At 51.0% G+C, this 23,489-nt stretch carries 21 protein-coding genes; 19 read left to right on the top strand and 2 right to left on the bottom strand.

Annotated elements, in window-relative coordinates:
• Nucleotides 1–331: 331 nt before the first annotated feature.
• From araF to otsA, 5 genes are all read left to right on the top strand, one after another.
• On the top strand, nt 332–1,321 hold the full coding sequence (gene araF, locus A1WG_RS00445; RefSeq protein ID WP_000548681.1) for an arabinose ABC transporter substrate-binding protein AraF: 990 nt from the start codon (nt 332–334) through the stop codon (nt 1,319–1,321).
• A 69-nt stretch (nt 1,322–1,390) separates the two neighbouring features.
• Entirely contained in the window at nt 1,391–2,905 is a 1,515-nt protein-coding gene (araG, locus tag A1WG_RS00450) for an arabinose ABC transporter ATP-binding protein AraG (protein ID WP_001187777.1), read from the top strand.
• A gap of 14 nt (nt 2,906–2,919) precedes the next feature.
• Nucleotides 2,920–3,906 carry an arabinose ABC transporter permease AraH gene (gene araH, locus A1WG_RS00455; RefSeq protein WP_000100211.1) on the top strand — a complete coding sequence of 329 codons (987 nt, stop codon included), beginning with the start codon at nt 2,920–2,922 and terminating at the stop codon, nt 3,904–3,906.
• Between the two features lie 163 nt (nt 3,907–4,069).
• Entirely contained in the window at nt 4,070–4,873 is an 804-nt protein-coding gene (gene otsB / locus A1WG_RS00460) for a trehalose-phosphatase (protein ID WP_001516560.1), read from the top strand.
• Nucleotides 4,848–6,272 carry an alpha,alpha-trehalose-phosphate synthase gene (gene otsA, locus A1WG_RS00465; protein WP_001516559.1) on the top strand — a complete coding sequence of 475 codons (1,425 nt, stop codon included), beginning with the start codon at nt 4,848–4,850 and terminating at the stop codon, nt 6,270–6,272. Before otsB ends, otsA begins: the two co-directional genes overlap by 26 nt.
• A gap of 6 nt (nt 6,273–6,278) precedes the next feature.
• Here otsA and uspC read toward each other — a convergent pair whose 3' ends face one another.
• A complete protein-coding gene (uspC, locus tag A1WG_RS00470; protein WP_000122662.1) occupies nt 6,279–6,707 on the bottom strand; it encodes a universal stress protein UspC in 429 nt (142 codons plus the stop codon).
• Nucleotides 6,708–7,485: 778 nt separating this feature from the next.
• On the opposite strand from uspC, the gene flhD reads away from it, so the two are divergent.
• From flhD to flhe, 14 genes are all read left to right on the top strand, one after another.
• A complete protein-coding gene (gene flhD, locus A1WG_RS00475; protein WP_001516558.1) occupies nt 7,486–7,836 on the top strand; it encodes a flagellar transcriptional regulator FlhD in 351 nt (116 codons plus the stop codon).
• A gap of 2 nt (nt 7,837–7,838) precedes the next feature.
• Complete coding sequence (gene flhC, locus A1WG_RS00480; protein ID WP_001291590.1) at nt 7,839–8,417, top strand: flagellar transcriptional regulator FlhC; 579 nt, start codon at nt 7,839–7,841, stop codon at nt 8,415–8,417.
• Between the two features lie 124 nt (nt 8,418–8,541).
• Nucleotides 8,542–9,429, top strand: coding sequence for a flagellar motor stator protein MotA (gene motA, locus A1WG_RS00485; RefSeq protein ID WP_000906344.1), 888 nt, complete (start codon nt 8,542–8,544; stop codon nt 9,427–9,429).
• On the top strand, nt 9,426–10,352 hold the full coding sequence (motB, locus tag A1WG_RS00490; protein ID WP_000788500.1) for a flagellar motor protein MotB: 927 nt from the start codon (nt 9,426–9,428) through the stop codon (nt 10,350–10,352). Before motA ends, motB begins: the two co-directional genes overlap by 4 nt.
• 4 nt (nt 10,353–10,356) lie before the next feature.
• Nucleotides 10,357–12,321, top strand: coding sequence for a chemotaxis protein CheA (gene cheA, locus A1WG_RS00495; RefSeq protein ID WP_001516557.1), 1,965 nt, complete (start codon nt 10,357–10,359; stop codon nt 12,319–12,321).
• A 21-nt stretch (nt 12,322–12,342) separates the two neighbouring features.
• Entirely contained in the window at nt 12,343–12,846 is a 504-nt protein-coding gene (cheW, locus tag A1WG_RS00500) for a chemotaxis protein CheW (RefSeq protein ID WP_000147305.1), read from the top strand.
• 150 nt (nt 12,847–12,996) lie between these two features.
• Nucleotides 12,997–14,658 (top strand): methyl-accepting chemotaxis protein II, encoded by a 1,662-nt coding sequence (gene tar / locus A1WG_RS00505; protein WP_001516556.1) that lies wholly within the window; start codon nt 12,997–12,999, stop codon nt 14,656–14,658.
• 161 nt (nt 14,659–14,819) lie between these two features.
• Complete coding sequence (gene cheR, locus A1WG_RS00510; RefSeq protein ID WP_001516555.1) at nt 14,820–15,680, top strand: protein-glutamate O-methyltransferase CheR; 861 nt, start codon at nt 14,820–14,822, stop codon at nt 15,678–15,680.
• A 2-nt stretch (nt 15,681–15,682) separates the two neighbouring features.
• Nucleotides 15,683–16,732: a protein-glutamate methylesterase/protein glutamine deamidase gene (cheB, locus tag A1WG_RS00515; RefSeq protein WP_000036407.1), complete on the top strand. Its 1,050-nt coding sequence runs from the start codon at nt 15,683–15,685 to the stop codon at nt 16,730–16,732.
• 14 nt (nt 16,733–16,746) lie between these two features.
• Nucleotides 16,747–17,136, top strand: a complete 390-nt coding sequence (gene cheY / locus A1WG_RS00520; RefSeq protein ID WP_001516554.1) for a chemotaxis response regulator CheY — start codon at nt 16,747–16,749, stop codon at nt 17,134–17,136.
• Between the two features lie 10 nt (nt 17,137–17,146).
• A complete protein-coding gene (gene cheZ / locus A1WG_RS00525; RefSeq protein WP_000983595.1) occupies nt 17,147–17,791 on the top strand; it encodes a protein phosphatase CheZ in 645 nt (214 codons plus the stop codon).
• Between the two features lie 201 nt (nt 17,792–17,992).
• Nucleotides 17,993–19,141 (top strand): flagellar biosynthesis protein FlhB, encoded by a 1,149-nt coding sequence (gene flhB, locus A1WG_RS00530; protein ID WP_001516553.1) that lies wholly within the window; start codon nt 17,993–17,995, stop codon nt 19,139–19,141.
• On the top strand, nt 19,134–21,212 hold the full coding sequence (gene flhA / locus A1WG_RS00535; RefSeq protein WP_001516552.1) for a flagellar biosynthesis protein FlhA: 2,079 nt from the start codon (nt 19,134–19,136) through the stop codon (nt 21,210–21,212). The genes flhB and flhA overlap by 8 nt, the downstream gene beginning before the upstream one ends.
• On the top strand, nt 21,212–21,607 hold the full coding sequence (gene flhe, locus A1WG_RS00540; RefSeq protein ID WP_001257156.1) for a flagellar protein FlhE: 396 nt from the start codon (nt 21,212–21,214) through the stop codon (nt 21,605–21,607). The genes flhA and flhe overlap by 1 nt, the downstream gene beginning before the upstream one ends.
• Nucleotides 21,608–21,659: 52 nt before the next feature.
• Here flhe and argS read toward each other — a convergent pair whose 3' ends face one another.
• Nucleotides 21,660–23,393, bottom strand: coding sequence for an arginine--tRNA ligase (argS, locus tag A1WG_RS00545; RefSeq protein ID WP_001025346.1), 1,734 nt, complete (start codon nt 23,391–23,393; stop codon nt 21,660–21,662).
• Nucleotides 23,394–23,489: the final 96 nt, after the last annotated feature.

Here is a 23,489-nt window from a genome sequence, read left to right as displayed (position 1 = left end):
AATAATTAGATTAAAAAAAAGGCACTCCAGACCACTCAACGCATACCACAAGGACTTCCAGGCTAATGTCATGGACTAATCTGCTAATGCACTTTTTATTTGTCAGACAATTGTTGTTTCCAGTATGTCATTTCTCGCTAAATTCATGCACGTTCTGACTGTAATTCTGCGATGTGATATTGCTCTCCTATGGAGAATTAATTTCTCGCTAAAACTATGCCAACACGGCCAATTATCTTTTCGTTAAAGGTAATGCTTTGTTTTCCGATTAAATTAACCAAAGTTCTTAGTTTTTACCCTACAAAAAATGATGCTAAAGCTGGAGATAACCATGCACAAATTTACTAAAGCTCTTGCGGCCATCGGTCTGGCTGCTGTTATGTCACAATCCGCTATGGCAGAAAACCTGAAACTCGGTTTCCTGGTAAAGCAACCCGAAGAGCCGTGGTTCCAGACCGAATGGAAATTTGCCGATAAAGCCGGGAAAGATTTAGGCTTTGAAGTTATTAAGATTGCCGTACCGGATGGTGAAAAAACGCTAAACGCTATCGACAGCCTGGCGGCCAGTGGCGCGAAAGGATTTGTCATTTGTACGCCAGACCCGAAATTGGGTTCCGCTATTGTGGCGAAAGCACGTGGCTATGGTATGAAAGTTATTGCCGTGGATGATCAGTTTGTAAATGCCAAAGGTAAGCCGATGGATACCGTGCCGTTGGTGATGATGGCGGCGACCAAAATTGGCGAGCGTCAGGGCCAGGAACTGTATAAAGAGATGCAGAAACGAGGTTGGGATGTAAAAGAAAGTGCCGTAATGGCGATTACAGCTAACGAACTGGATACCGCTCGTCGTCGTACTACAGGCTCTATGGACGCGCTGAAAGCTGCCGGATTCCCGGAAAAACAAATTTATCAGGTTCCTACCAAATCTAACGATATCCCGGGGGCATTTGACGCCGCCAACTCCATGCTGGTTCAGCATCCTGAAGTTAAACACTGGCTGATCGTCGGGATGAACGATAGCACTGTGCTTGGCGGCGTGCGCGCGACGGAAGGTCAGGGCTTTAAAGCGGCAGATATCATCGGTATCGGTATCAACGGCGTGGATGCAGTAAGCGAGTTGTCCAAAGCCCAGGCTACCGGTTTCTACGGTTCACTGCTGCCAAGCCCGGACGTACATGGTTATAAGTCCAGCGAAATGCTCTACAACTGGGTAGCGAAAGACGCAGAACCACCGAAATTCACTGAAGTTACCGATGTCGTTCTGATTACGCGCGACAACTTTAAAGAAGAACTGGAGAAAAAAGGGTTAGGCGGTAAGTAATCTGCCGAAAAAATTCCCCTCTGCGTGATGCAGAGGGGGTGTGAATGACCAGTGATTCACGGAGACGTTATGCAACAGTCTACCCCGTATCTCTCATTTCGCGGCATTGGTAAAACCTTTCCCGGCGTTAAGGCGCTTACGGACATCAGTTTTGACTGCTATGCCGGTCAGGTTCATGCGTTGATGGGTGAAAATGGTGCCGGTAAATCAACACTCTTAAAAATCCTTAGCGGCAACTATGCGCCAACCACGGGTTCTGTCGCAATTAGCGGACAGGAAATATCCTTTTCCGACACTACCGCTGCGCTTAACGCGGGGGTTGCGATTATTTACCAGGAACTGCATCTCGTGCCGGAAATGACCGTCGCGGAAAATATTTATCTCGGCCAGCTTCCTCATAAAGGCGGCATAGTGAATCGTTCGCTGCTGAACTATGAAGCGGGTTTACAACTTAAACATCTGGGGATGGATATTGACCCCGGTACGCCACTGAAATATCTCTCCATCGGCCAGTGGCAGATGGTTGAAATAGCCAAAGCGCTGGCGCGTAACGCCAAAATTATCGCCTTTGATGAGCCAACCAGTTCTCTGTCGGCACGAGAAATTGACAACCTTTTCCGCGTCATTCGTGAACTGCGAAAAGAGGGGCGAGTGATCTTATACGTTTCTCACCGTATGGAAGAAATATTTGCCCTAAGTGACGCCATTACCGTCTTCAAAGATGGGCGTTATGTCAAAACCTTCACTGATATGCAGCAAGTAAATCATGAGTCACTGGTACAGGCGATGGTTGGTCGCGATCTCGGTGATATCTACGGCTGGCAACCGCGCAGCTATGGTGAGGAGCGGCTGCGTCTGGATGCAGTGAAAGCACCAGGTGTACGCACGCCAATAAGCCTGACTGTTCGCAGTGGCGAAATCGTCGGTCTGTTTGGACTGGTAGGGGCAGGGCGTAGCGAATTAATGAAAGGTATGTTTGGCGGTACGCAAATCACTGCCGGTCAGGTTTATATCGACCAAAGGCCGATCGATATCCGTAAACCGGGCCACGCTATTGCTGCTGGCATGATGCTCTGCCCGGAAGATCGCAAAGCGGAAGGCATTATTCCGGTGCATTCCGTTCGTGACAATATCAACATCAGCGCCCGTCGCAAGCATGTGCTCGGCGGTTGTGTGATCAACAACGGCTGGGAAGAAAACAATGCTGATCACCACATTCGTTCGCTCAACATCAAAACGCCGGGCGCAGAGCAACTGATCATGAATCTCTCTGGTGGTAATCAGCAAAAAGCCATTCTTGGGCGCTGGTTATCGGAAGATATGAAGGTCATTTTGCTGGATGAACCAACGCGCGGCATTGATGTGGGCGCTAAGCACGAAATTTACAACGTGATTTATACGCTGGCGGCGCAGGGCGTGGCGGTGCTGTTTGCCTCCAGCGATCTGCCCGAAGTCCTTGGCGTAGCTGATCGTATTGTCGTCATGCGTGAGGGCGAAATCGCCGGTGAATTGCTACACGAACAGGCAGATGAGCGTCAGGCACTAAGCCTTGCTATGCCTAAAGTCAGCCAGGCTGTTGCCTGAGTAAGGAGAGTATGATGTCTTCTGTTTCTACATCGGGGTCTGGCGCGCCTAAGTCGTCATTCAGCCTCGGCCGTATCTGGGATCAGTACGGTATGCTGGTGGTGTTTGCGGTGCTGTTTATCGCCTGTGCCATTTTTGTACCGAACTTTGCCACCTTCATTAATATGAAAGGTCTCGGGCTGGCAATCTCCATGTCGGGAATGGTGGCTTGCGGCATGTTGTTCTGCCTCGCTTCGGGGGACTTTGACCTTTCCGTCGCTTCGGTAATTGCCTGCGCAGGTGTCACGACGGCGGTGGTTATCAATCTGACCGAAAGCCTGTGGATTGGCGTGGCGGCAGGCTTGCTGCTGGGCGTCCTCTGTGGTCTGGTGAATGGTTTTGTTATCGCCAAACTAAAAATCAACGCCTTGATTACGACGCTGGCGACGATGCAGATTGTTCGTGGTCTGGCGTACATCATTTCTGATGGTAAAGCGGTCGGTATCGAAGATGAAAGTTTCTTTGCTCTTGGTTATGCCAACTGGTTCGGCCTGCCTGCGCCAATCTGGCTTACGGTGGCTTGTCTGATTGTCTTCGGTTTGCTGCTGAACAAAACCACCTTTGGGCGCAACACGCTGGCGATTGGTGGTAATGAAGAGGCGGCGCGTCTGGCTGGTGTACCCGTTGTCCGCACCAAAATCATTATCTTTGTTCTCTCTGGTCTGGTATCGGCAATTGCCGGGATTGTTCTGGCTTCACGTATGACCAGCGGTCAGCCGATGACTTCGATAGGCTATGAGTTGATTGTTATCTCCGCCTGCGTTTTAGGCGGCGTTTCTCTGAAAGGTGGCATCGGAAAAATCTCATATGTAGTGGCGGGTATCTTAATTTTAGGCACTGTAGAAAACGCCATGAACCTGCTCAATATTTCTCCGTTTGCGCAGTACGTTGTCCGCGGCTTAATCCTGCTGGCGGCGGTGATCTTCGACCGTTATAAGCAAAAAGCGAAACGCACTGTCTGATGTTTTTTTCAGCATAAATTTAGTTCGACTTTCCTCCACAGCCAACCGCCACAAAGGTTGGCTGTTCTTTTTTGCAAATGGCGAGCTACGTCACACTGTCTATACTTACATGTCTGTAAAGCGCGTTCTGCGCGAACTATAAAAAGATAAGGAGGAGTACCGGGTGACAGAACCGTTAACCGAACCCCCTGAACTATCCGCGAAATATGCCTGGTTTTTTGATCTCGATGGAACGCTGGCGGAAATCAAACCGCATCCTGATCAGGTCGTCGTGCCTGACACTATTCTGCAAGGACTTCAGCTACTGGCAACCGCAAGTGATGGTGCATTGGCATTGATATCAGGGCGCTCAATGGTGGAACTTGACGCACTGGCAAAACCTTATCGCTTCCCGTTAGCGGGCGTGCATGGGGCGGAGCGCCGTGACATCAATGGTAAAACGCATATCGTTCACCTGCCGGAAGCGATTGCTCGTGATATTAGTGTGCAACTGCATATGGCGATTGCCCAACTTTCCGGCACGGAGCTGGAATCCAAAGGGATGGCGTTTGCACTGCATTATCGTCAGGCACCGCAGCATGAAGACGCCTTATTGACGTTAGCGCAACGTATTACTCAGATTTGGCCGCAAATGGCATTACAACAGGGAAAGTGTGTCGTCGAGATTAAACCGCGAGGCACCAGTAAAGGGGAGGCTATTGCTGCATTTATGCAGGAAGTTCCCTTCATCGGTCGGAAGCCGGTGTTTCTGGGCGATGATTTAACCGATGAATCTGGCTTCGCGGTTATTAATCGACTGGGGGGAATGTCAGTAAAAATTGGTACAGGCGCAACTCAGGCATCATGGCGGCTGGCGGGCGTGCCGGATGTCTGGGGCTGGCTTGAATTGATAACCAACGCATTACAAAAACAAAAAAGAGAAAATAACAGGAGTGATGACTATGAGTCGTTTAGTCGTAGTATCTAACCGAATTGCACCACCAGACGAGCACGCCGCCAGTGCCGGTGGCCTTGCTGTCGGCATACTGGGGGCACTGAAAACTGCAGGTGGACTGTGGTTTGGCTGGAGTGGCGAAACAGGGAATGAGGATCAGCCGCTAAAAAAGGTGAAAAAAGGAAATATTACCTGGGCCTCTTTTAACCTCAGTGAAAAAGATCTCGACGAATACTACAACCAATTCTCCAATGCCGTTCTCTGGCCGGCATTCCATTACCGACTCGATCTGGTGCAATTTCAGCGTTCAGCGTGGGAAGGCTATTTACGCGTGAATGCGTTACTGGCAGACAAATTACTGCCGCTGCTGGAAGATGATGACATTATTTGGATCCACGATTATCACTTGTTGCCATTTGCGCAGGAATTACGTAAACGCGGCGTGAACAATCGCATCGGTTTCTTCCTGCATATTCCTTTTCCGACACCGGAAATCTTTAATGCGCTACCAATTTATGACACATTGCTGGAACAGCTTTGTGATTATGATTTGCTGGGGTTTCAGACAGAAAACGATCGTCTGGCGTTCCTGGATTGCCTTTCCAACTTGACGCGGGTCACGACACGTAGCTCGCGCAATCACACGGCCTGGGGCAAAGCATTTCGTACAGAAGTTTACCCGATTGGTATTGAACCGGATGAGATTGCTAAACAGGCTGCCGGGCCGCTACCGGCAAAACTGGCGCAATTAAAAGCGGAACTGAAAAATGTGCAGAATATCTTTTCTGTCGAGCGGCTGGATTATTCCAAAGGTTTGCCAGAACGTTTTCTTGCTTATGAAGCGCTGCTGGAAAAATATCCGCAACATCATGGTAAAATTCGTTATACCCAGATCGCGCCGACCTCGCGTGGTGATGTGCAAGCGTATCAGGATATTCGTCATCAGTTGGAAAATGAAGCCGGGAGAATTAACGGTAAATATGGGCAATTAGGCTGGACGCCGCTTTATTATCTGAATCAGCATTTTGATCGTAAATTATTGATGAAAATCTTCCGCTATTCCGATGTCGGGTTAGTGACGCCGCTGCGTGATGGGATGAATCTGGTCGCAAAAGAGTATGTCGCCGCTCAGGATCCTGCAAATCCGGGCGTACTGGTACTTTCTCAGTTTGCCGGTGCGGCAAACGAACTGACGTCAGCGCTAATTGTTAACCCATACGATCGTGATGAAGTCGCGGCGGCGCTCAATCGGGCGTTGAGCATGTCGCTGGCGGAACGTATTTCCCGCCATGCAGAAATGCTGGAAGTTATTATCAAAAACGATATTAAACACTGGCAGGAGTGCTTTATCCGCGACCTAAAGCAGGTAGTACCGCGAAGCGCGGAAAGTCAGCAACGCGATAAAGTCGCTACCTTTCCAAAGCTGGCGTAAGTGGAATTAATCCCCTTTAAGTGGAACTAACAGCACATCAACCTCACTTGAGGCAATCACACTTTTCGCTGAGCAGGACGCTCGCGAAAAGAAACTGTGATTATGGTTACCGCAAATCACCAAATCGAACTTATGTTTACGGCATACTGCCAGAATATGTTCGCTTAACTCTCCGTAAGCAATAAATGTCTCTTCTACCGGATATCCCGCATCCTGAATTAATTTATCAAGAAAGTTTTGTGTTTCTTCCTGCATCACGCTGCGTAAATCTTCAAGCATCGGCGCGGCTAATTGATTGAACATTTCCGGGTCGGAAGCGAGAGTGATTAAACTTATGCGCCCATTTACCGGACGGGCGATAGAAACCGCTTTTGCTAACAGTTGCTGACTTTCTGGTGAGACAGCAACAGCAACAAGAATATTGGTATAGCTCATAACCTGCTCCTTATTCTGTGAACTTCAGGTGTTATTACAGCTTTACTCTGAATGAGGTACTGATGCAATAACAACTCAGTCAAAACAGTAAATATTAGGCTGGTTATTAGTAAGTGAAGCTAATTAATAACGTGTAGTTATCACATGATTACAGATGAGGTTATAAAAACTAAAATTATCAACTCCCCGCATAGAACAAATGGATAATATTTATAGAACATTGTTGTAACATATGAGGTGTTCCCGGATTTATTTTCACTTGAAGAAACTCATGTTATGTAACTCTCTGTTTGAAAATAAGTTATAGGAGGTGAATATATTTATTTTATATGTAGCAGGTGGTTATTTACGGTGATTTATATTAACAGTGCGCAACATCATCATTTTATCTACCCACTTCATTTTTGAAGCCAGGCAAGCTGAAAAACTTTTTAACAGAATGAAATATGACCAAAACAAAAGTATGACTTATACATTAATGTTAAGTAATTGATTGTTTTATGTGATCTGAGTCACACATTATCGAAAATCGCAACACCGCTCCGTTGTATGTATGAGTGGTGACGAGTACAGTTGCGTCGAATTAGGAAAAATCTTAGATAAGTGTAAAAAACACTGTTCTCTGTAAGGGATTGTTTCATCTCTTACACTGCCTGTGTGTTTTTTCGTTGATCGCAACTATTCCATTGTTCTTTACTTTTTACCGGGATTTCCCGGCGACATCACGGGGTGCGGTGATACCGCATAAAAATAAAGTTAGTTATTCTGGATGGGAATAATGCATACCTCCGAGTTGCTGAAACATATTTATGACATTAATTTGTCATATTTACTTCTTGCACAACGTCTGATCGTTCAGGACAAAGCGTCCGCCATGTTTCGTCTCGGTATTAATGAAGAAATGGCAACAACGTTAGCGACGCTGACTCTTCCTCAAATGGTTAAACTGGCAGAAACCAATCAACTGATTTGCCATTTCCGCTTTGACAGCCACCAGACTATTAATCAGCTAACGCAGGATTCCCGCGTTGACGATCTCCAGCAAGTTCATACCGGCATCATGCTATCTACGCGTTTGTTGAATGATGTTAATCAGCCCGAAGAAGTGCTACGTAAAAAAAGGGCCTGACAATGAGCGAAAAAAGCATTGTTCAGGAAGCCCGGGATATTCAACTGGCAATGGAGTTGATCACCCTTGGCGCTCGTTTGCAGATGCTGGAAAGTGAAACACAATTAAGTCGTGGACGGCTGATCAAACTCTATAAAGAACTGCGCGGAAGCCCCCCACCGAAAGGCATGTTGCCATTCTCCACCGACTGGTTTATGACCTGGGAACAAAATGTTCATGCGTCAATGTTTTGTAATGCATGGCAGTTTTTACTGAAAACAGGGTTATGTAACGGCGTCGATGCAGTGATCAAAGCCTATCGTTTATACCTCGAACAGTGCCCGCAAGCCGAAGACGGTCCGCTACTGGCGTTGACCCGTGCCTGGACACTGGTGCGATTTGTTGAAAGTGGTTTACTACAACTTTCCAGTTGCAAATGTTGCGGCGGTAATTTTATCACCCATGCCCATCAGCCTGTTGGCAGCTTTGCCTGCAGCTTATGTCAACCGCCATCACGTGCGGTAAAAAGACGTAAACTTTCTCAAGACCCTGCCGATATTATCCCTCAACTGCTGGATGAACAGAGAGTACAGGCTGTTTAACTCACACGATGTGGCGAAACACTCCAGCAGCGGTAAGTGATTGCCGCTGCTTTTTTTTCCCAACGGTAAGTTAGCGTCTGACGACTGAACATCCTGTCATGGTCAACAGTGAAAGGATGATGTCGTGCTTATCTTATTAGGTTACCTGGTTGTTCTCGGTACAGTTTTCGGCGGTTATTTGATGACCGGCGGAAGCCTTGGAGCACTCTATCAACCCGCTGAACTGGTGATTATTGCCGGTGCAGGTATTGGGTCGTTTATTGTCGGTAACAACGGTAAAGCAATCAAAGGCACGCTCAAAGCGCTGCCGTTACTGTTTCGCCGCTCCAAATACACCAAAGCGATGTATATGGATCTGCTGGCACTGCTTTACCGACTCATGGCGAAATCGCGACAGATGGGCATGTTTTCGCTGGAGCGCGATATTGAAAACCCCCGCGAAAGCGAGATCTTCGCCAGTTATCCCCGCATCCTCGCGGATACCGTTATGCTTGATTTTATCGTTGATTATCTGCGCCTGATCATCAGTGGCCATATGAATACCTTCGAAATCGAAGCGCTGATGGATGAAGAAATTGAAACCCACGAAAGCGAGTCGGAAGTTCCCGCTAACAGCCTGGCGCTGGTCGGTGACTCGCTCCCGGCATTTGGTATTGTCGCGGCAGTGATGGGGGTGGTTCACGCGCTGGGATCGGCTGACCGGCCTGCCGCCGAACTGGGGGCGCTGATTGCTCATGCGATGGTAGGGACTTTCCTCGGTATCTTACTGGCTTACGGATTTATTTCCCCACTGGCGAGTGTTTTGCGCCAGAAAAGCGCAGAGACCAGCAAAATGATGCAATGCGTCAAAGTCATACTGCTTTCTAATCTGAACGGTTATGCACCGCCAATTGCCGTTGAATTTGGTCGTAAAACGCTCTACTCCAGTGAACGACCATCGTTTGTTGAGCTGGAAGAACACGTTCGCGCGGTAAAAAATCCGCAACAGCAGACGACAACCGAGGAAGTATGAAGAATCACGCGCACCCAATAATTGTCGTCAAACGACGCAAAGCAAAAAGCCACGGCTCGGCGCATGGATCGTGGAAGATTGCTTATGCTGACTTTATGACCGCGATGATGGCTTTTTTTCTGGTGATGTGGCTGATCTCCATTTCCAGCCCAAAAGAGCTGATACAGATAGCGGAATATTTCCGCACGCCGTTGGCGACCGCGGTAACGGGTGGTGATCGCATTTCTAATAGCGAAAGCCCAATTCCCGGCGGTGGTGATGATTACACTCAGAGTCAGGGAGAAGTGAATAAGCAGCCGGACATTGAAGAACTGAAAAAACGCATGGAGCAAAGTCGGTTGCGGAAATTGCGTGGCGATCTCGACCAGCTTATAGAGTCAGACCCGAAACTACGGGCGCTGCGTCCACATCTCAAAATCGATCTGGTACAGGAAGGTTTACGCATTCAGATTATCGACAGCCAGAATCGCCCGATGTTTAAAACCGGCAGTGCTGACGTCGAACCCTATATGCGCGACATTCTGCGGAGTATTGCGCCAGTGCTGAATGGTATTCCTAACCGTATCAGTCTCTCCGGTCATACCGATGATTTCCCTTACGCCAATGGTGAGCAAAGCTACAGCAACTGGGAGCTTTCTGCCGAACGCGCTAATGCGTCGCGCCGTGAGCTAATGGTGGGGGGGCTGGCTGATGGCAAAATTTTGCGCGTCGTCGGCATGGCGGCGACCATGCGTTTAAGCGATCGCGGACCTGATGATGCTGTCAACCGTCGAATCAGTCTGCTGGTCCTGAACAGACAGGCCGAGCAGGCCATTTTGCATGAAAACGCTGAAAGCCAGAATGAGCCGGTAAGTGTACTGGAAAAAACTGGGGGCGCTCCGCAGGTCAGTGTTCCCACAATGCCATCAGCCGAACCGAGGTGACAGCGTGAGCATGGATATAAGCGATTTTTATCAGACATTTTTTGATGAAGCGGACGAATTGTTGGCCGATATGGAGCAACATCTGCTGGATTTGCAGCCAGAAGCGCCAGATGCCGAACAATTGAATGCTATCTTTCGTGCGGCCCATTCCATCAAAGGAGGGGCAGGAACTTTTGGTTTTACCGTGTTACAGAAAACCACGCATCTGATGGAAAACCTGCTCGATGAAGCCAGACGCGGTGAGATGCAGCTTAATACCGACATTATCAATCTGTTTTTGGAAACGAAGGATATCATGCAGGAACAGCTCGACGCTTATAAACAGTCGCAAGAGCCGGATGCCGCCAGCTTCGATTATATCTGCCAGGCCTTGCGTCAACTGGCATTAGAAGCGAAAGGCGAAACGGTGCCCGCAGTGACCCGGTTAAGTGTGGTTGCCAAAAGTGAACCGCAAAATGAGCAGAGTAACAGTGAGTCGCCGCGACGAATTATCCTTTCACGCCTGAAGGCGGATGAAGTCGATCTGCTGGAAGACGAACTGGAGCAGTTGACCACATTAACTGACGTGGTTAAAGGCGCGGATTCATTATCTGCAACAATGTCGGGAGATATTGCGGAAGACGACATTACCGCCGTGCTCTGTTTTGTGATTGAAGCCGATCAGATTGCCTTTGAAGCGGTAGAGCCTGCACCAACAGTATCGACCCCGCCAGTGCTGGAACTGGCCGCAACAGAAGCGCCAGCCGGACGCGTAGAGCGGGAAAAAACGACGCGCGGTAGCGAATCGACCAGCATCCGTGTGGCGGTAGAAAAGGTTGATCAACTGATAAACCTGGTCGGTGAACTGGTCATCACCCAGTCAATGCTCGCTCAGCGCTCCAGTGAACTGGACCCGGTAAATCATGGGGATTTGATTACCAGCATGGGGCAGTTACAACGTAACGCCCGTGATTTGCAGGAATCGGTGATGTCGATTCGTATGATGCCGATGGAATATGTCTTTAGCCGCTATCCGCGGCTGGTGCGCGACCTGGCGGGTAAACTCGGCAAACAAGTAGAACTCACGCTTATAGGCAGCTCCACCGAACTCGACAAGAGTCTGATAGAACGCATTATCGATCCGCTGACCCACCTGGTACGCAACAGCCTTGACCACGGTATAGAACTGCCGGAAAAACGCCTCGCCGCAGGTAAAAATAGCGTCGGAAATTTGATCCTGTCAGCCGAACATCAGGGCGGCAACATCTGCATCGAAGTGACCGACGATGGCGCGGGACTAAATCGTGAGCGGATTCTGGCAAAAGCCGCCTCGCAAGGGCTGCCTGTCAGCGACAACATGAGCGACGACGAAGTGGCGATGTTGATATTTGCTCCGGGTTTTTCCACGGCGGAGCAGGTTACCGATGTTTCCGGGCGTGGCGTCGGCATGGATGTCGTTAAACGTAATATCCAGGAAATGGGCGGCCATGTCGAAATCAAGTCGAAGCCGGGCACAGGTACAACGATCCGCATTTTGCTACCGCTGACACTGGCGATCCTCGACGGTATGTCCGTGCGCGTTGCTGATGAAGTTTTCATTCTGCCGCTGAATGCTGTCATGGAATCACTGCAACCCCGTGAAGTCGATCTGCATCCGCTGGCAGGTGGCGAGCGGGTACTTGAAGTGCGTGGTGAATATCTGCCAATAGTCGAACTGTGGAAAGTGTTTAATGTCGCTGGTGCGAAAACTGAAGCCACCCAGGGGATTGTCGTGATCCTGCAAAGTGGTGGTCGTCGTTATGCCTTGCTGGTGGATCAATTAATTGGTCAACACCAGGTGGTGGTGAAAAACCTTGAAAGTAACTATCGCAAAATTCCTGGAATATCCGCCGCAACAATTCTTGGCGACGGAAGCGTAGCACTGATTGTTGATGTCTCAGCCTTGCAGGCAATAAACCGCGAACAATGTATGGCGAACACCGCCGCCTGATTGAGTAAAAAGGTAATAAATATGACCGGTATGACAAATGTAACAAAACTGGCCAGCGAACCGTCAGGCCAGGAATTTCTGGTATTTACCCTTGGTGATGAAGAGTACGGCATAGACATTCTGAAAGTGCAGGAGATCCGTGGTTACGACCAGGTCACGCGGATTGCGAATACGCCAGCGTTTATCAAAGGCGTCACTAACCTGCGCGGCGTCATTGTGCCAATTGTCGACTTACGCATTAAGTTCAGCCAGGTCGATGTGGACTATAACGACAACACAGTCGTGATCGTCCTGAATCTTGGCCAGCGCGTGGTCGGCATAGTGGTTGACGGCGTATCGGACGTTCTTTCGTTGACGGCGGAACAAATTCGCCCGGCACCGGAATTTGCCGTGACGCTTTCCACTGAATATCTTACGGGACTGGGCGCGCTGAGTGACCGCATGCTGATTCTGGTTAATATCGAAAAACTGCTAAATAGTGAAGAGATGGCGCTGTTAGATAATGCGACCGCAGACGTCGCGTAATTTCGCGTTCAGCAATAAATAAAGGCAGAACCCGATGATGCGCACATCGGGTTTTTTTATTTTAAGTCACTCTCTACGATTGATCTAAGCAATAAAGTTTCCCACCTTCCTGCCGATAACGGGATCAACTTGTTTTCAGGAAGGTGCCTTATGATTAACCGTATCCGCGTAGTTACGCTGCTGATGATGGTGCTGGGGGTATTTGCACTGTTACAGCTCATGTCCGGCAGTCTGTTTTTTTCTTCGCTGCACCATAGCCAGCAAAGCTTTGTGGTTTCCAATGAACTACGGGAACAACAGGGCGAGTTAACTTCAACCTGGGATCTCATGCTACAAACGCGCATTAACCTGAGTCGTTCAGCGGTGCGGATGATGATGGACCCATCCAATCAACAAAGTAGTGCAAAAATTGAATTGCTTGATAGCGCCAGGAAAACGTTGGCGCAGGCGGCTGTTCATTATAAAAAATTCAAAAGCATGGCACCGTTACCCGAAATGGCTGCCGCCAGTAGTCATATTGATGAAAAATACAAAAATTACCACACGGCATTAACTGAACTGATTGATTATCTTGATTATGGTAACACCGGAGCCTATTTTGCCCAGCCAACCCAGGGAATGCAAAATGCGATGGGAGAGGCTTTTGGGCAGTACGCCCGTAGCAGCGAAAAATTGTACCGCAATATCGTTGTCGACAATGCCAGTGATTACCGTTTTGCCCAGTGGCAACTGGCCGTTATCGCGCTGGTGGTGGTACTGATTCTTCTGGTGGCATGGTATGGCATTCGCCGCATGTTGCTTAACCCGCTGGCAAAAATCATTACCCACATCCGTGAAATTGCGGGTGGTAACCTGGCGAATAACCTGGCCATTGCTGGACGCAGTGAAATGGGCGAGCTGGCGCAGAGCGTTTCGCATATGCAACGTTCTCTGACTGATACAGTCACCCACGTGCGCGAAGGTTCAGATGCCATCTACGTTGGTACGCGTGAAATTACTGCAGGTAATACCGATCTCTCCTCCCGAACTGAACAGCAGGCCTCGGCACTGGAAGAGACTGCTGCCAGCATGGAACAACTCACCGCCACGGTGAAACAGAACGCCGATAATGCCCGCCAGGCCTCGCAACTGGCGCAAAGTGCCTCCGACACTGCCATGCACGGCGGTAAAGTGGTGGATGGCGTGGTGAAAACCATGCACGAAATTGCTGACAGTTCGAAGAAAATTGCTGACATCATCAGCGTTATCGACGGTATTGCTTTCCAGACCAATATACTGGCGCTGAACGCCGCCGTAGAAGCTGCCCGTGCCGGTGAACAGGGACGTGGTTTTGCCGTGGTTGCGGGTGAAGTGCGTAATCTTGCCAGCCGTAGCGCCCAGGCGGCAAAAGAGATTAAAGCCCTGATTGAAGACTCAGTATCCCGCGTCGATACCGGTTCGGTGCTGGTTGAAAGCGCCGGAGAGACGATGACCAACATCGTTAATGCGGTTACGCGCGTTACCGACATTATGGGGGAAATTGCTTCAGCCTCCGATGAACAGAGCCGTGGCATTGATCAAGTGGCGCAGGCCGTGTCGGAAATGGATCGTGTGACTCAACAGAACGCCTCGTTGGTGCAGGAGTCAGCCGCTGCAGCCGCCGCGCTGGAAGAGCAGGCCAGTCGTTTAACGCAGGCAGTATCCGCGTTTCGTCTGGCTGCCAGCCCGCAATCCCAAAAACCACCGCTTCAATCCCGGCCAGCCAGTGAAAAACCACCAACACAACCACGCCGGCATATCGCTGAACAAGCTCCAAACTGGGAAACATTTTGATGGCTATTTACTCAAGCACCATTGTTGCCAGATTGATCAGATGATGCAACAGAACGTCGCGCGTATCGTCTCTGATGGCGCTATTTACAAGTGGTTATACGACACAATCGGCGCAGTTACAGGCTGTGCCAGTGGTTTCCTGAAGTGACTGAGAAGGCGCTATGACATCATCTCTGCCCTGTGGGCAAACGTCTTTATTGTTACAGATGACCGAGCGCCTCGCGCTTTCCGACGTTCATTTTCGGCGGATAAGTCAATTGATCTACCAACGTGCGGGGATCGTTCTGGCCGATCACAAACGTGACATGGTCTACAACCGGCTGGTACGCCGTTTGCGTTCGCTGGGACTGGCAGATTTTGGGCATTATCTGAATATGCTGGAATCTAATCAGTGCAGCAGCGAGTGGCAGGCATTTATTAACTCATTGACGACCAACCTGACGGCATTTTTTCGTGAAGGGCATCATTTTCCGCTGATCGCAACTCACGCCCGCCGCTGTTCTGGGGAATATCGCGTATGGAGTGCAGCGGCATCGACAGGCGAAGAACCGTACAGCATTGCGATGACGCTGGCGGACACATTGGGCACTGCGCCCGGACGCTGGAAAGTCTTTGCCAGTGATATCGATACCGAAGTCCTGGAGAAAGCTAAAAGCGGCATTTATCGCCATGAAGAGCTGAAAAACCTGACGCCACAACAACTCCAGCGTTACTTCATGCGCGGCACGGGACCGCATGAAGGGCTGGTGCGCGTGCGTCAGGAGCTGGCGAATTATGTCGATTTTTCGCCGCTGAATTTGTTGGCGAAACAGTACACCGTACCGGGGCCGTTTGATGCGATCTTCTGCCGTAACGTCATGATCTACTTTGATCAAACGACTCAACAGGAGATTTTGCGTCGCTTTGTACCGCTACTTAAGCCCGACGGATTGCTGTTTGCGGGTCACTCTGAAAACTTTAGCCATCTTGAGCGCAGCTTCACGTTGCGAGGTCAGACGGTGTATGCGCTAAGTAAGGAATAACGATGAGCAAAATCAGGGTGTTGTCAGTCGATGATTCGGCATTGATGCGCCAGATCATGACGGAAATCATCAACAGCCATAGCGACATGGAAATGGTTGCGACGGCTCCTGATCCGCTGGTCGCGCGTGATTTGATTAAGAAATTCAACCCTGATGTGTTGACGCTGGACGTTGAAATGCCGCGGATGGACGGACTGGATTTCCTCGAAAAATTAATGCGTTTGCGACCAATGCCGGTGGTGATGGTTTCTTCTCTGACCGGCAGAGGTTCCGAAGTCACGCTGCGCGCGCTTGAGTTAGGGGCGATAGATTTTGTCACCAAACCACAACTGGGTATTCGCGAAGGAATGCTGGCGTATAGCGAAATGATTGCCGAAAAGGTACGAACGGCGTCAAGAGCGAGCCTGGCCGCGCATAAACCGTTATCGCCACCGGCAACGCTGAAGGCTGGCCCGCTGTTGAGTTCAGAAAAATTGATTGCAATTGGTGCCTCAACGGGCGGAACAGAGGCGATTCGTCACGTACTGCAACCGTTGCCACTTTCCAGCCCGGCGCTGTTAATCACTCAGCATATGCCGCCCGGTTTCACCCGCTCTTTTGCTGACCGACTTAACAAGCTGTGTCAGATCGGCGTTAAAGAGGCTGAAGACGGTGAACGCGTCTTACCGGGACATGCCTATATCGCGCCGGGCGATCGGCATATGGAACTGGCGCGCAGTGGCGCGAACTATCAAATCAAAATTCACGATGGCCCGGCGGTTAACCGTCATCGGCCTTCGGTAGATGTGTTGTTCCATTCTGTTGCCAAACAGGCGGGGCGTAATGCTGTTGGGGTGATCCTGACGGGCATGGGTAACGACGGCGCGGCGGGAATGTTGGCGATGCGTCAGGCGGGGGCATGGACCCTCGCGCAAAACGAAGCAAGCAGCGTGGTTTTCGGTATGCCGCGTGAGGCCATCAATTTGGGGGGCGTCTGCGAAGTGGTCGATCTTAGTCAGGTAAGCCAGCAAATGCTGGCAAAAATCAGTGCCGGACAGGCGATACGTATTTAAATCAGGAGTGTGAGATGGCGGATAAAGAGCTTAAATTTTTGGTTGTGGATGACTTTTCCACCATGCGACGCATTGTGCGTAACCTGCTGAAAGAGCTGGGATTCAACAATGTTGAGGAAGCGGAAGATGGTGCCGATGCTCTCAACAAGTTACAGGCGGGCGGTTATGGGTTTGTGATCTCCGACTGGAATATGCCGAATATGGATGGTCTGGAACTGCTGAAAACCATTCGTGCTGATAGCGCGATGTCGGCGTTACCGGTGTTGATGGTGACCGCAGAGGCGAAGAAAGAGAACATTATCGCCGCAGCACAAGCGGGGGCCAGTGGCTATGTGGTTAAGCCATTTACCGCCGCGACGCTGGAGGAAAAACTCAACAAAATCTTTGAGAAACTGGGCATGTGAGGATGCGATTATGATGCAACCATCAATCAAACCGGCTGATGAACATGCCGCTGGCGATATCATTGCGCGCATTGGCAGCCTGACGCGTATGTTGCGTGACAGTCTGCGGGAGCTTGGACTGGATCAGGCGATAGCTGAGGCCGCTGAAGCCATCCCCGATGCCCGCGATCGTTTGTACTACGTCGTGCAGATGACTGCCCAGGCTGCGGAGCGTGCGCTGAACAGTGTTGAGGCGTCACAGCCACATCAGGATGAAATGGAGAAGTCGGCAAAAGCATTAACCCAACGCTGGGATGCCTGGTTTGCCGATCCGATTGACCTTGCCGATGCCCGTGAACTGGTGACCGATACGCGGCAATTTCTGGCGGATGTGCCTGTTCATACCCGTTTCACCAATGCGCAACTGCTGGAAATCATGATGGCACAGGATTTTCAGGATCTCACCGGCCAGGTGATTAAACGGATGATGGATGTGATACAGGAGATTGAACGCCAGTTGTTGATGGTGCTGCTGGAAAACATTCCGGAACAGGATGCGCGTCCGAAGCGTGAAAGCCAGAGTCTGCTTAATGGGCCACAGGTTGATAGCAGCAAAGCGGGTGTGGTAGCCAGCCAGGATCAGGTCGACGATTTGTTGGATAGTCTCGGTTTTTAATTTGTATTGCCTGATATGACGTGACCCGTCGTATCAGGCGGCCGGATGAGACGTTTACACCACATCCGACAAACGCGGCACCACGCCTGATGTGCGGCGGTAAAAGCCCTAAATCCCGCCTGTTTTGCCCCTTACTCTAACCATTGAACGCTTTCCGCTCTGGCATTATTCACGCTTATCACTATTTCCAGGATTGGCGACGTGTCTGACGAGAGCGACGACAAAACAGAAGCCCCCACACCTCACCGACTTGAAAAAGCACGGGAAGAGGGACAGATCCCGCGCTCCCGTGAGCTAACCTCACTGCTGATTTTGCTGGTGGGCGTGTGTGTTATCTGGTTTGGTGGCGCGTCTCTGGCTCACCGGTTGTCTGGGATGCTCTCCGCCGGGCTGCATTTTGATCACAACATCATCAATGACCCCAACCTAATCCTGGGGCAGATTATTCAGTTAATCAGAGAAGCCATGTTGGCTCTGTTGCCGCTGATTAGCGGCGTGGTGCTGGTGGCACTCATTTCGCCAGTCATGTTGGGTGGTCTGGTATTTAGCGGCAAATCATTACAGCCGAAGTTTTCCAAAATCAACCCGTTACCAGGTATTAAACGCATGTTCTCAGCGCAAACCGGCGCAGAGCTGCTGAAAGCGATACTGAAATCCACTTTGGTCGGCAGTGTGACTGGTTTTTATCTCTGGCATCACTGGCCGCAGATGATGCGCTTAATGGCGCAGTCGCCCATTACTGCAATGGCTAACGCGATGGATGTTGTGGGATTGTGCGCGCTTTTAGTGGTGCTTGGGGTCATCCCAATGGTGGGATTTGACGTCTTTTTTCAAATATTCAGCCACCTGAAAAAGCTGCGTATGTCACGGCAGGACATTCGTGATGAGTTCAAACAAAGCGAAGGCGATCCCCATGTCAAAGGGCGAATTCGTCAGATGCAGCGAGCTGCGGCGCGGCGTCGGATGATGGCCGATGTACCGAAAGCGGACGTCATTGTTAACAACCCAACTCACTACTCAGTGGCATTGCGATATGACGAAAACAAAATGAGTGCGCCGAAAGTGGTCGCCAAAGGTGCAGGGCTGGTAGCACTGCGCATTCGTGAAATTGCCGCTGAAAATAACGTCCCGACCCTTGAAGCACCGCCGCTGGCGCGTGCGCTGTATCGACATGGCGAAATAGGCCAACAAATTCCAGGCCAACTATACGCCGCTGTGGCAGAAGTACTGGCCTGGGTCTGGCAACTGAAACGCTGGCGTCTGGCCGGTGGGCAACGCCCCGTACAACCCACACATCTTCCGGTGCCGGAAGCCCTGGATTTTATCAACGAGAAACAGCCCCATGAGTAATCTGGTCGCAATGCTGCGCCTACCCGCAAACCTGAAATCGACACAATGGCAGATCCTTGCCGGACCGATTTTGATCCTGTTGATCTTGTCGATGATGGTGCTGCCACTGCCCGCATTCATTCTCGACCTGCTGTTTACCTTCAATATTGCCCTGTCGATCATGGTGTTGCTGGTGGCGATGTTTACCCAGCGCACGCTCGAGTTTGCCGCGTTCCCGACCATCCTGCTGTTTACCACGCTGTTGCGTCTGGCGCTCAACGTGGCTTCAACCCGTATCATTTTGATGGAAGGTCATACTGGTGCGGCGGCGGCGGGGAAGGTCGTTGAAGCGTTCGGTCACTTCCTCGTTGGCGGTAACTTTGCAATCGGCATTGTGGTATTCGTCATCCTCGTGATCATCAACTTTATGGTTATCACCAAAGGTGCCGGGCGTATTGCGGAAGTGGGGGCGCGCTTTGTTCTCGACGGTATGCCGGGTAAACAGATGGCGATTGATGCCGACCTCAACGCCGGATTGATTGGTGAAGATGAGGCGAAAAAACGTCGTTCCGAAGTGACCCAGGAAGCCGATTTTTACGGCTCAATGGACGGGGCGAGTAAGTTTGTTCGTGGTGATGCTATTGCCGGGATCCTCATCATGGTCATTAACGTCGTCGGCGGATTGCTGGTTGGCGTGCTGCAACATGGCATGAGCATGGGCCATGCGGCAGAAAGTTATACGCTGTTGACCATCGGTGATGGCCTGGTGGCGCAAATCCCGGCGCTGGTTATTTCTACCGCTGCGGGGGTCATCGTCACGCGTGTCAGCACCGATCAGGATGTTGGCGAGCAGATGGTGAATCAGCTTTTCAGTAACCCCAGAGTCATGTTGTTAAGTGCCGCAGTACTGGGGTTACTTGGTCTGGTGCCAGGAATGCCAAACCTGGTCTTTTTACTGTTCACGGCGGGACTGCTGGGGCTGGCGTGGTGGATCCGTGGACGCGAACAAAAAGCGCCTGCCGAACCGAAGCCGGTAAAAATGGCGGAGAATAATGCCGTTGTTGAAGCGACGTGGAACGATGTGCAACTGGAAGACTCGCTGGGAATGGAGGTGGGGTATCGGCTGATCCCGATGGTCGATTTTCAGCAGGATGGCGAGTTGCTGGGGCGTATTCGCAGTATTCGTAAGAAATTTGCCCAGGAGATGGGCTTTCTGCCGCCGGTGGTGCACATTCGCGACAATATGGATCTGCAACCTGCCCGTTATCGTATCCTGATGAAAGGCGTTGAAATTGGTAGCGGCGATGCCTATCCGGGGCGCTGGCTGGCGATCAACCCGGGGACAGCCGCCGGAACATTACCCGGTGAAGCGACGGTCGACCCGGCGTTTGGTCTGAATGCTATCTGGATCGAAAGCGCGCTAAAAGAACAGGCGCAGATTCAGGGATATACCGTGGTTGAGGCCAGCACGGTGGTCGCAACGCATCTTAACCACCTCATTAGCCAACATGCCGCCGAACTGTTTGGTCGTCAGGAGGCGCAGCAGTTACTGGATCGCGTCGCCCAGGAGATGCCAAAGCTAACGGAGGACTTAGTTCCTGGCGTCGTCACGCTCACCACGCTGCACAAGGTGCTACAAAACCTGCTTGATGAAAAAGTGCCGATTCGCGATATGCGCACCATCCTCGAAACGCTGGCGGAACATGCGCCCATCCAGAGCGAACCACATGAATTAACCGCCGTCGTCCGCGTGGCGCTTGGTCGGGCGATTACCCAGCAATGGTTTCCCGGCAAAGATGAAGTTCACGTTATTGGCCTGGACACGCCGCTGGAGCGTTTGCTGTTACAGGCATTGCAGGGCGGGGGCGGGCTGGAGCCTGGACTGGCGGATCGTTTGCTGGCACAAACTCAGGAGGCATTATCCCGTCAGGAGATGCTGGGCGCGCCGCCAGTGCTGTTGGTGAACCATGCGCTGCGGCCATTATTATCTCGTTTTCTGCGCCGTAGCCTGCCGCAACTGGTGGTGCTTTCGAATCTCGAACTCTCTGATAACCGCCAAATCCGTATGACGGCGACGATTGGCGGCAAATAATGAGGAGCTTATTAGCTATTTTGTTGTTTCCGATGCTTGTGCAGGCTGCCGGGGAGGGCATGTGGCAGGCAAGTAGCGCGGGCGTGACGCTAAATCATCGTGGTGAATCGATGTCGTCAGCGTCTCTGACTTCGCGACAACCGGTTTCAGGATTGGTGACGCTGGTGGCCTGGCGTTATCAGCTTATCGGCCCGACACCTGTAGGGCTGCGCGTGCGCTTGTGTTCGCTATCTCGTTGTGTCGAATTAGACGGGCAGAGCGGGAGTACGGTGGCATTTACCGGCGTACCTGCGACAGAACCGTTGCGCTTTATCTGGGAAGTTCCAGGCGGTGGGAGGTTAATTCCGCCGCTGAAGGTGCAGCGTAATGAAGTGATTGTGAATTATCGGCGGTGATAAAAAAGCCGATGTCCGTAACTGCGACATCGGCCTTTGACACATAACGCGATTACATACGCTCTACAGTCTCAATACCCAGCGTATCCAGACCCAGTTTCAGCGTCTTCGCGGTCAGTTGTGCCAGTTTCAGACGGCTGTTACGCACTTCTTCGTTTTCTGCGCTGAGGATCGGGCAGTGCTCGTAGAAGCCAGAGAACAGACCAGCCAGATCGTACAGGTAAGCACACATCACGTGCGGTGTACCTTCACGGGCAACTACCGTGAGGGTTTCTTCAAATTGCAGCAGGCGAGCGGCCAGTTGCGCTTCACGATCCTCACGGATGACAACCGGAGCCGCAGCCAGTTGATCTTCGTTAATTTCCGCTTTACGGAACACGGACAGCACACGGGTGTAGGCATACTGCATATACGGCGCAGTGTTACCCTCGAACGCCAGCATGTTGTCCCAGTCGAAGATGTAGTCGGTAGTGCGGTTTTTGGAGAGATCCGCGTATTTCACCGCGCCGATACCGACCGCATTGGCCAGTTTTTCCAGCTCGTCGGCTGGCATATCCGGGTTCTTCTCAGCCACCAGACGACGCGCGCGTTCCAGTGCTTCATCCAGCAGATCTGCCAGTTTCACCGTACCGCCAGCGCGGGTTTTGAATGGTTTACCGTCTTTACCCAGCATCATGCCGAACATGTGGTGTTCCAGCGGTACGGATTCTGGTACATAACCTGCTTTGCGTACGATTGCCCATGCCTGCATCAGGTGCTGATGCTGACGGGAGTCGATGTAATACAGCACGCGATCGGCATGAAGGGTTTCATAACGATACTTCGCACAGGCGATATCGGTAGTGGTGTAGAGATAGCCGCCATCTTTCTTCTGAATGATAACGCCCATCGGCTCGCCTTCCTTGTTCTTGAACTCATCAAGGAATACAACGGTCGCGCCTTCACTTTCTACTGCCAGACCTTTGGCTTTCAGATCTGCCACGATACCCGGCAGCATCGGGTTGTAGAGGCTTTCGCCCATCACATCATCGCGAGTCAACGTTACGTTCAGACGATCGTAAGTGATCTGGTTCTGCGTCATGGTGATGTCGACCAGTTTGCGCCACATTTCGCGGAAGTATTCGTCACCGCTTTGCAGTTTTACCACGTAGTTACGTGCACGTTCGGCAAACTCTTCATCTTCGTCGTAATGCTTTTTCGCATCGCGGTAGAAACCTTCGAGATCTGCCAGCTCCATTTCACCGGCGTTTTCCTGCTGCTGTTTTTCCAGCCACGCAATCAGCATACCGAACTGGGTGCCCCAGTCACCGACGTGGTTAGCGCGAATTACGTTGTGACCGAGGAACTCCAGGGTACGCACAGCTGCGTCACCAATGATGGTGGAACGCAGATGCCCTACGTGCATCTCTTTCGCCACGTTTGGCGCGGAGTAGTCCACCACAATGGTCTGTTTTTCTGGTGTAGCAACACCGAGACGATCGGACGCCAGCGCCTGCTGAACATGTTCAGCCAGGAATACCGGATCAAGGAAAATGTTGATAAAACCTGGGCCGGCGATCTCAACTTTACTGGCGATACCGTTAAGATCCAGATGAGTCAGCACCTGCTCTGCTAATTGTCGCGGTGCCATACCCAGTTTTTTAGCAACTGCCATCATGCCGTTAGCCTGATAGTCGCCGAACTGAACTTTTGCTGACTGACGAACCTGCGGTTCGCAATCCGCAGGCGCGCCTGCCGCAATCATGGCCTGACGGACTTTTTCTGAGAGAAGAGCCTGAATATTCACCGGAATACCTTACATTGATGAAGCGAGCGAGAATTGCCCGCACCAGTTAAAGAAATTAGGGCGGGAGTATACTGCAAATGGCTGTTTTCGTCAGCA

This window comes from Escherichia sp. KTE96 (genome assembly GCF_000408525.1).
Lineage (GTDB): Bacteria > Pseudomonadota > Gammaproteobacteria > Enterobacterales > Enterobacteriaceae > Escherichia > Escherichia marmotae.
Note: the sequence above shows the minus strand (reverse complement) of the source record. Positions and strands in the feature narration are given on the sequence as shown.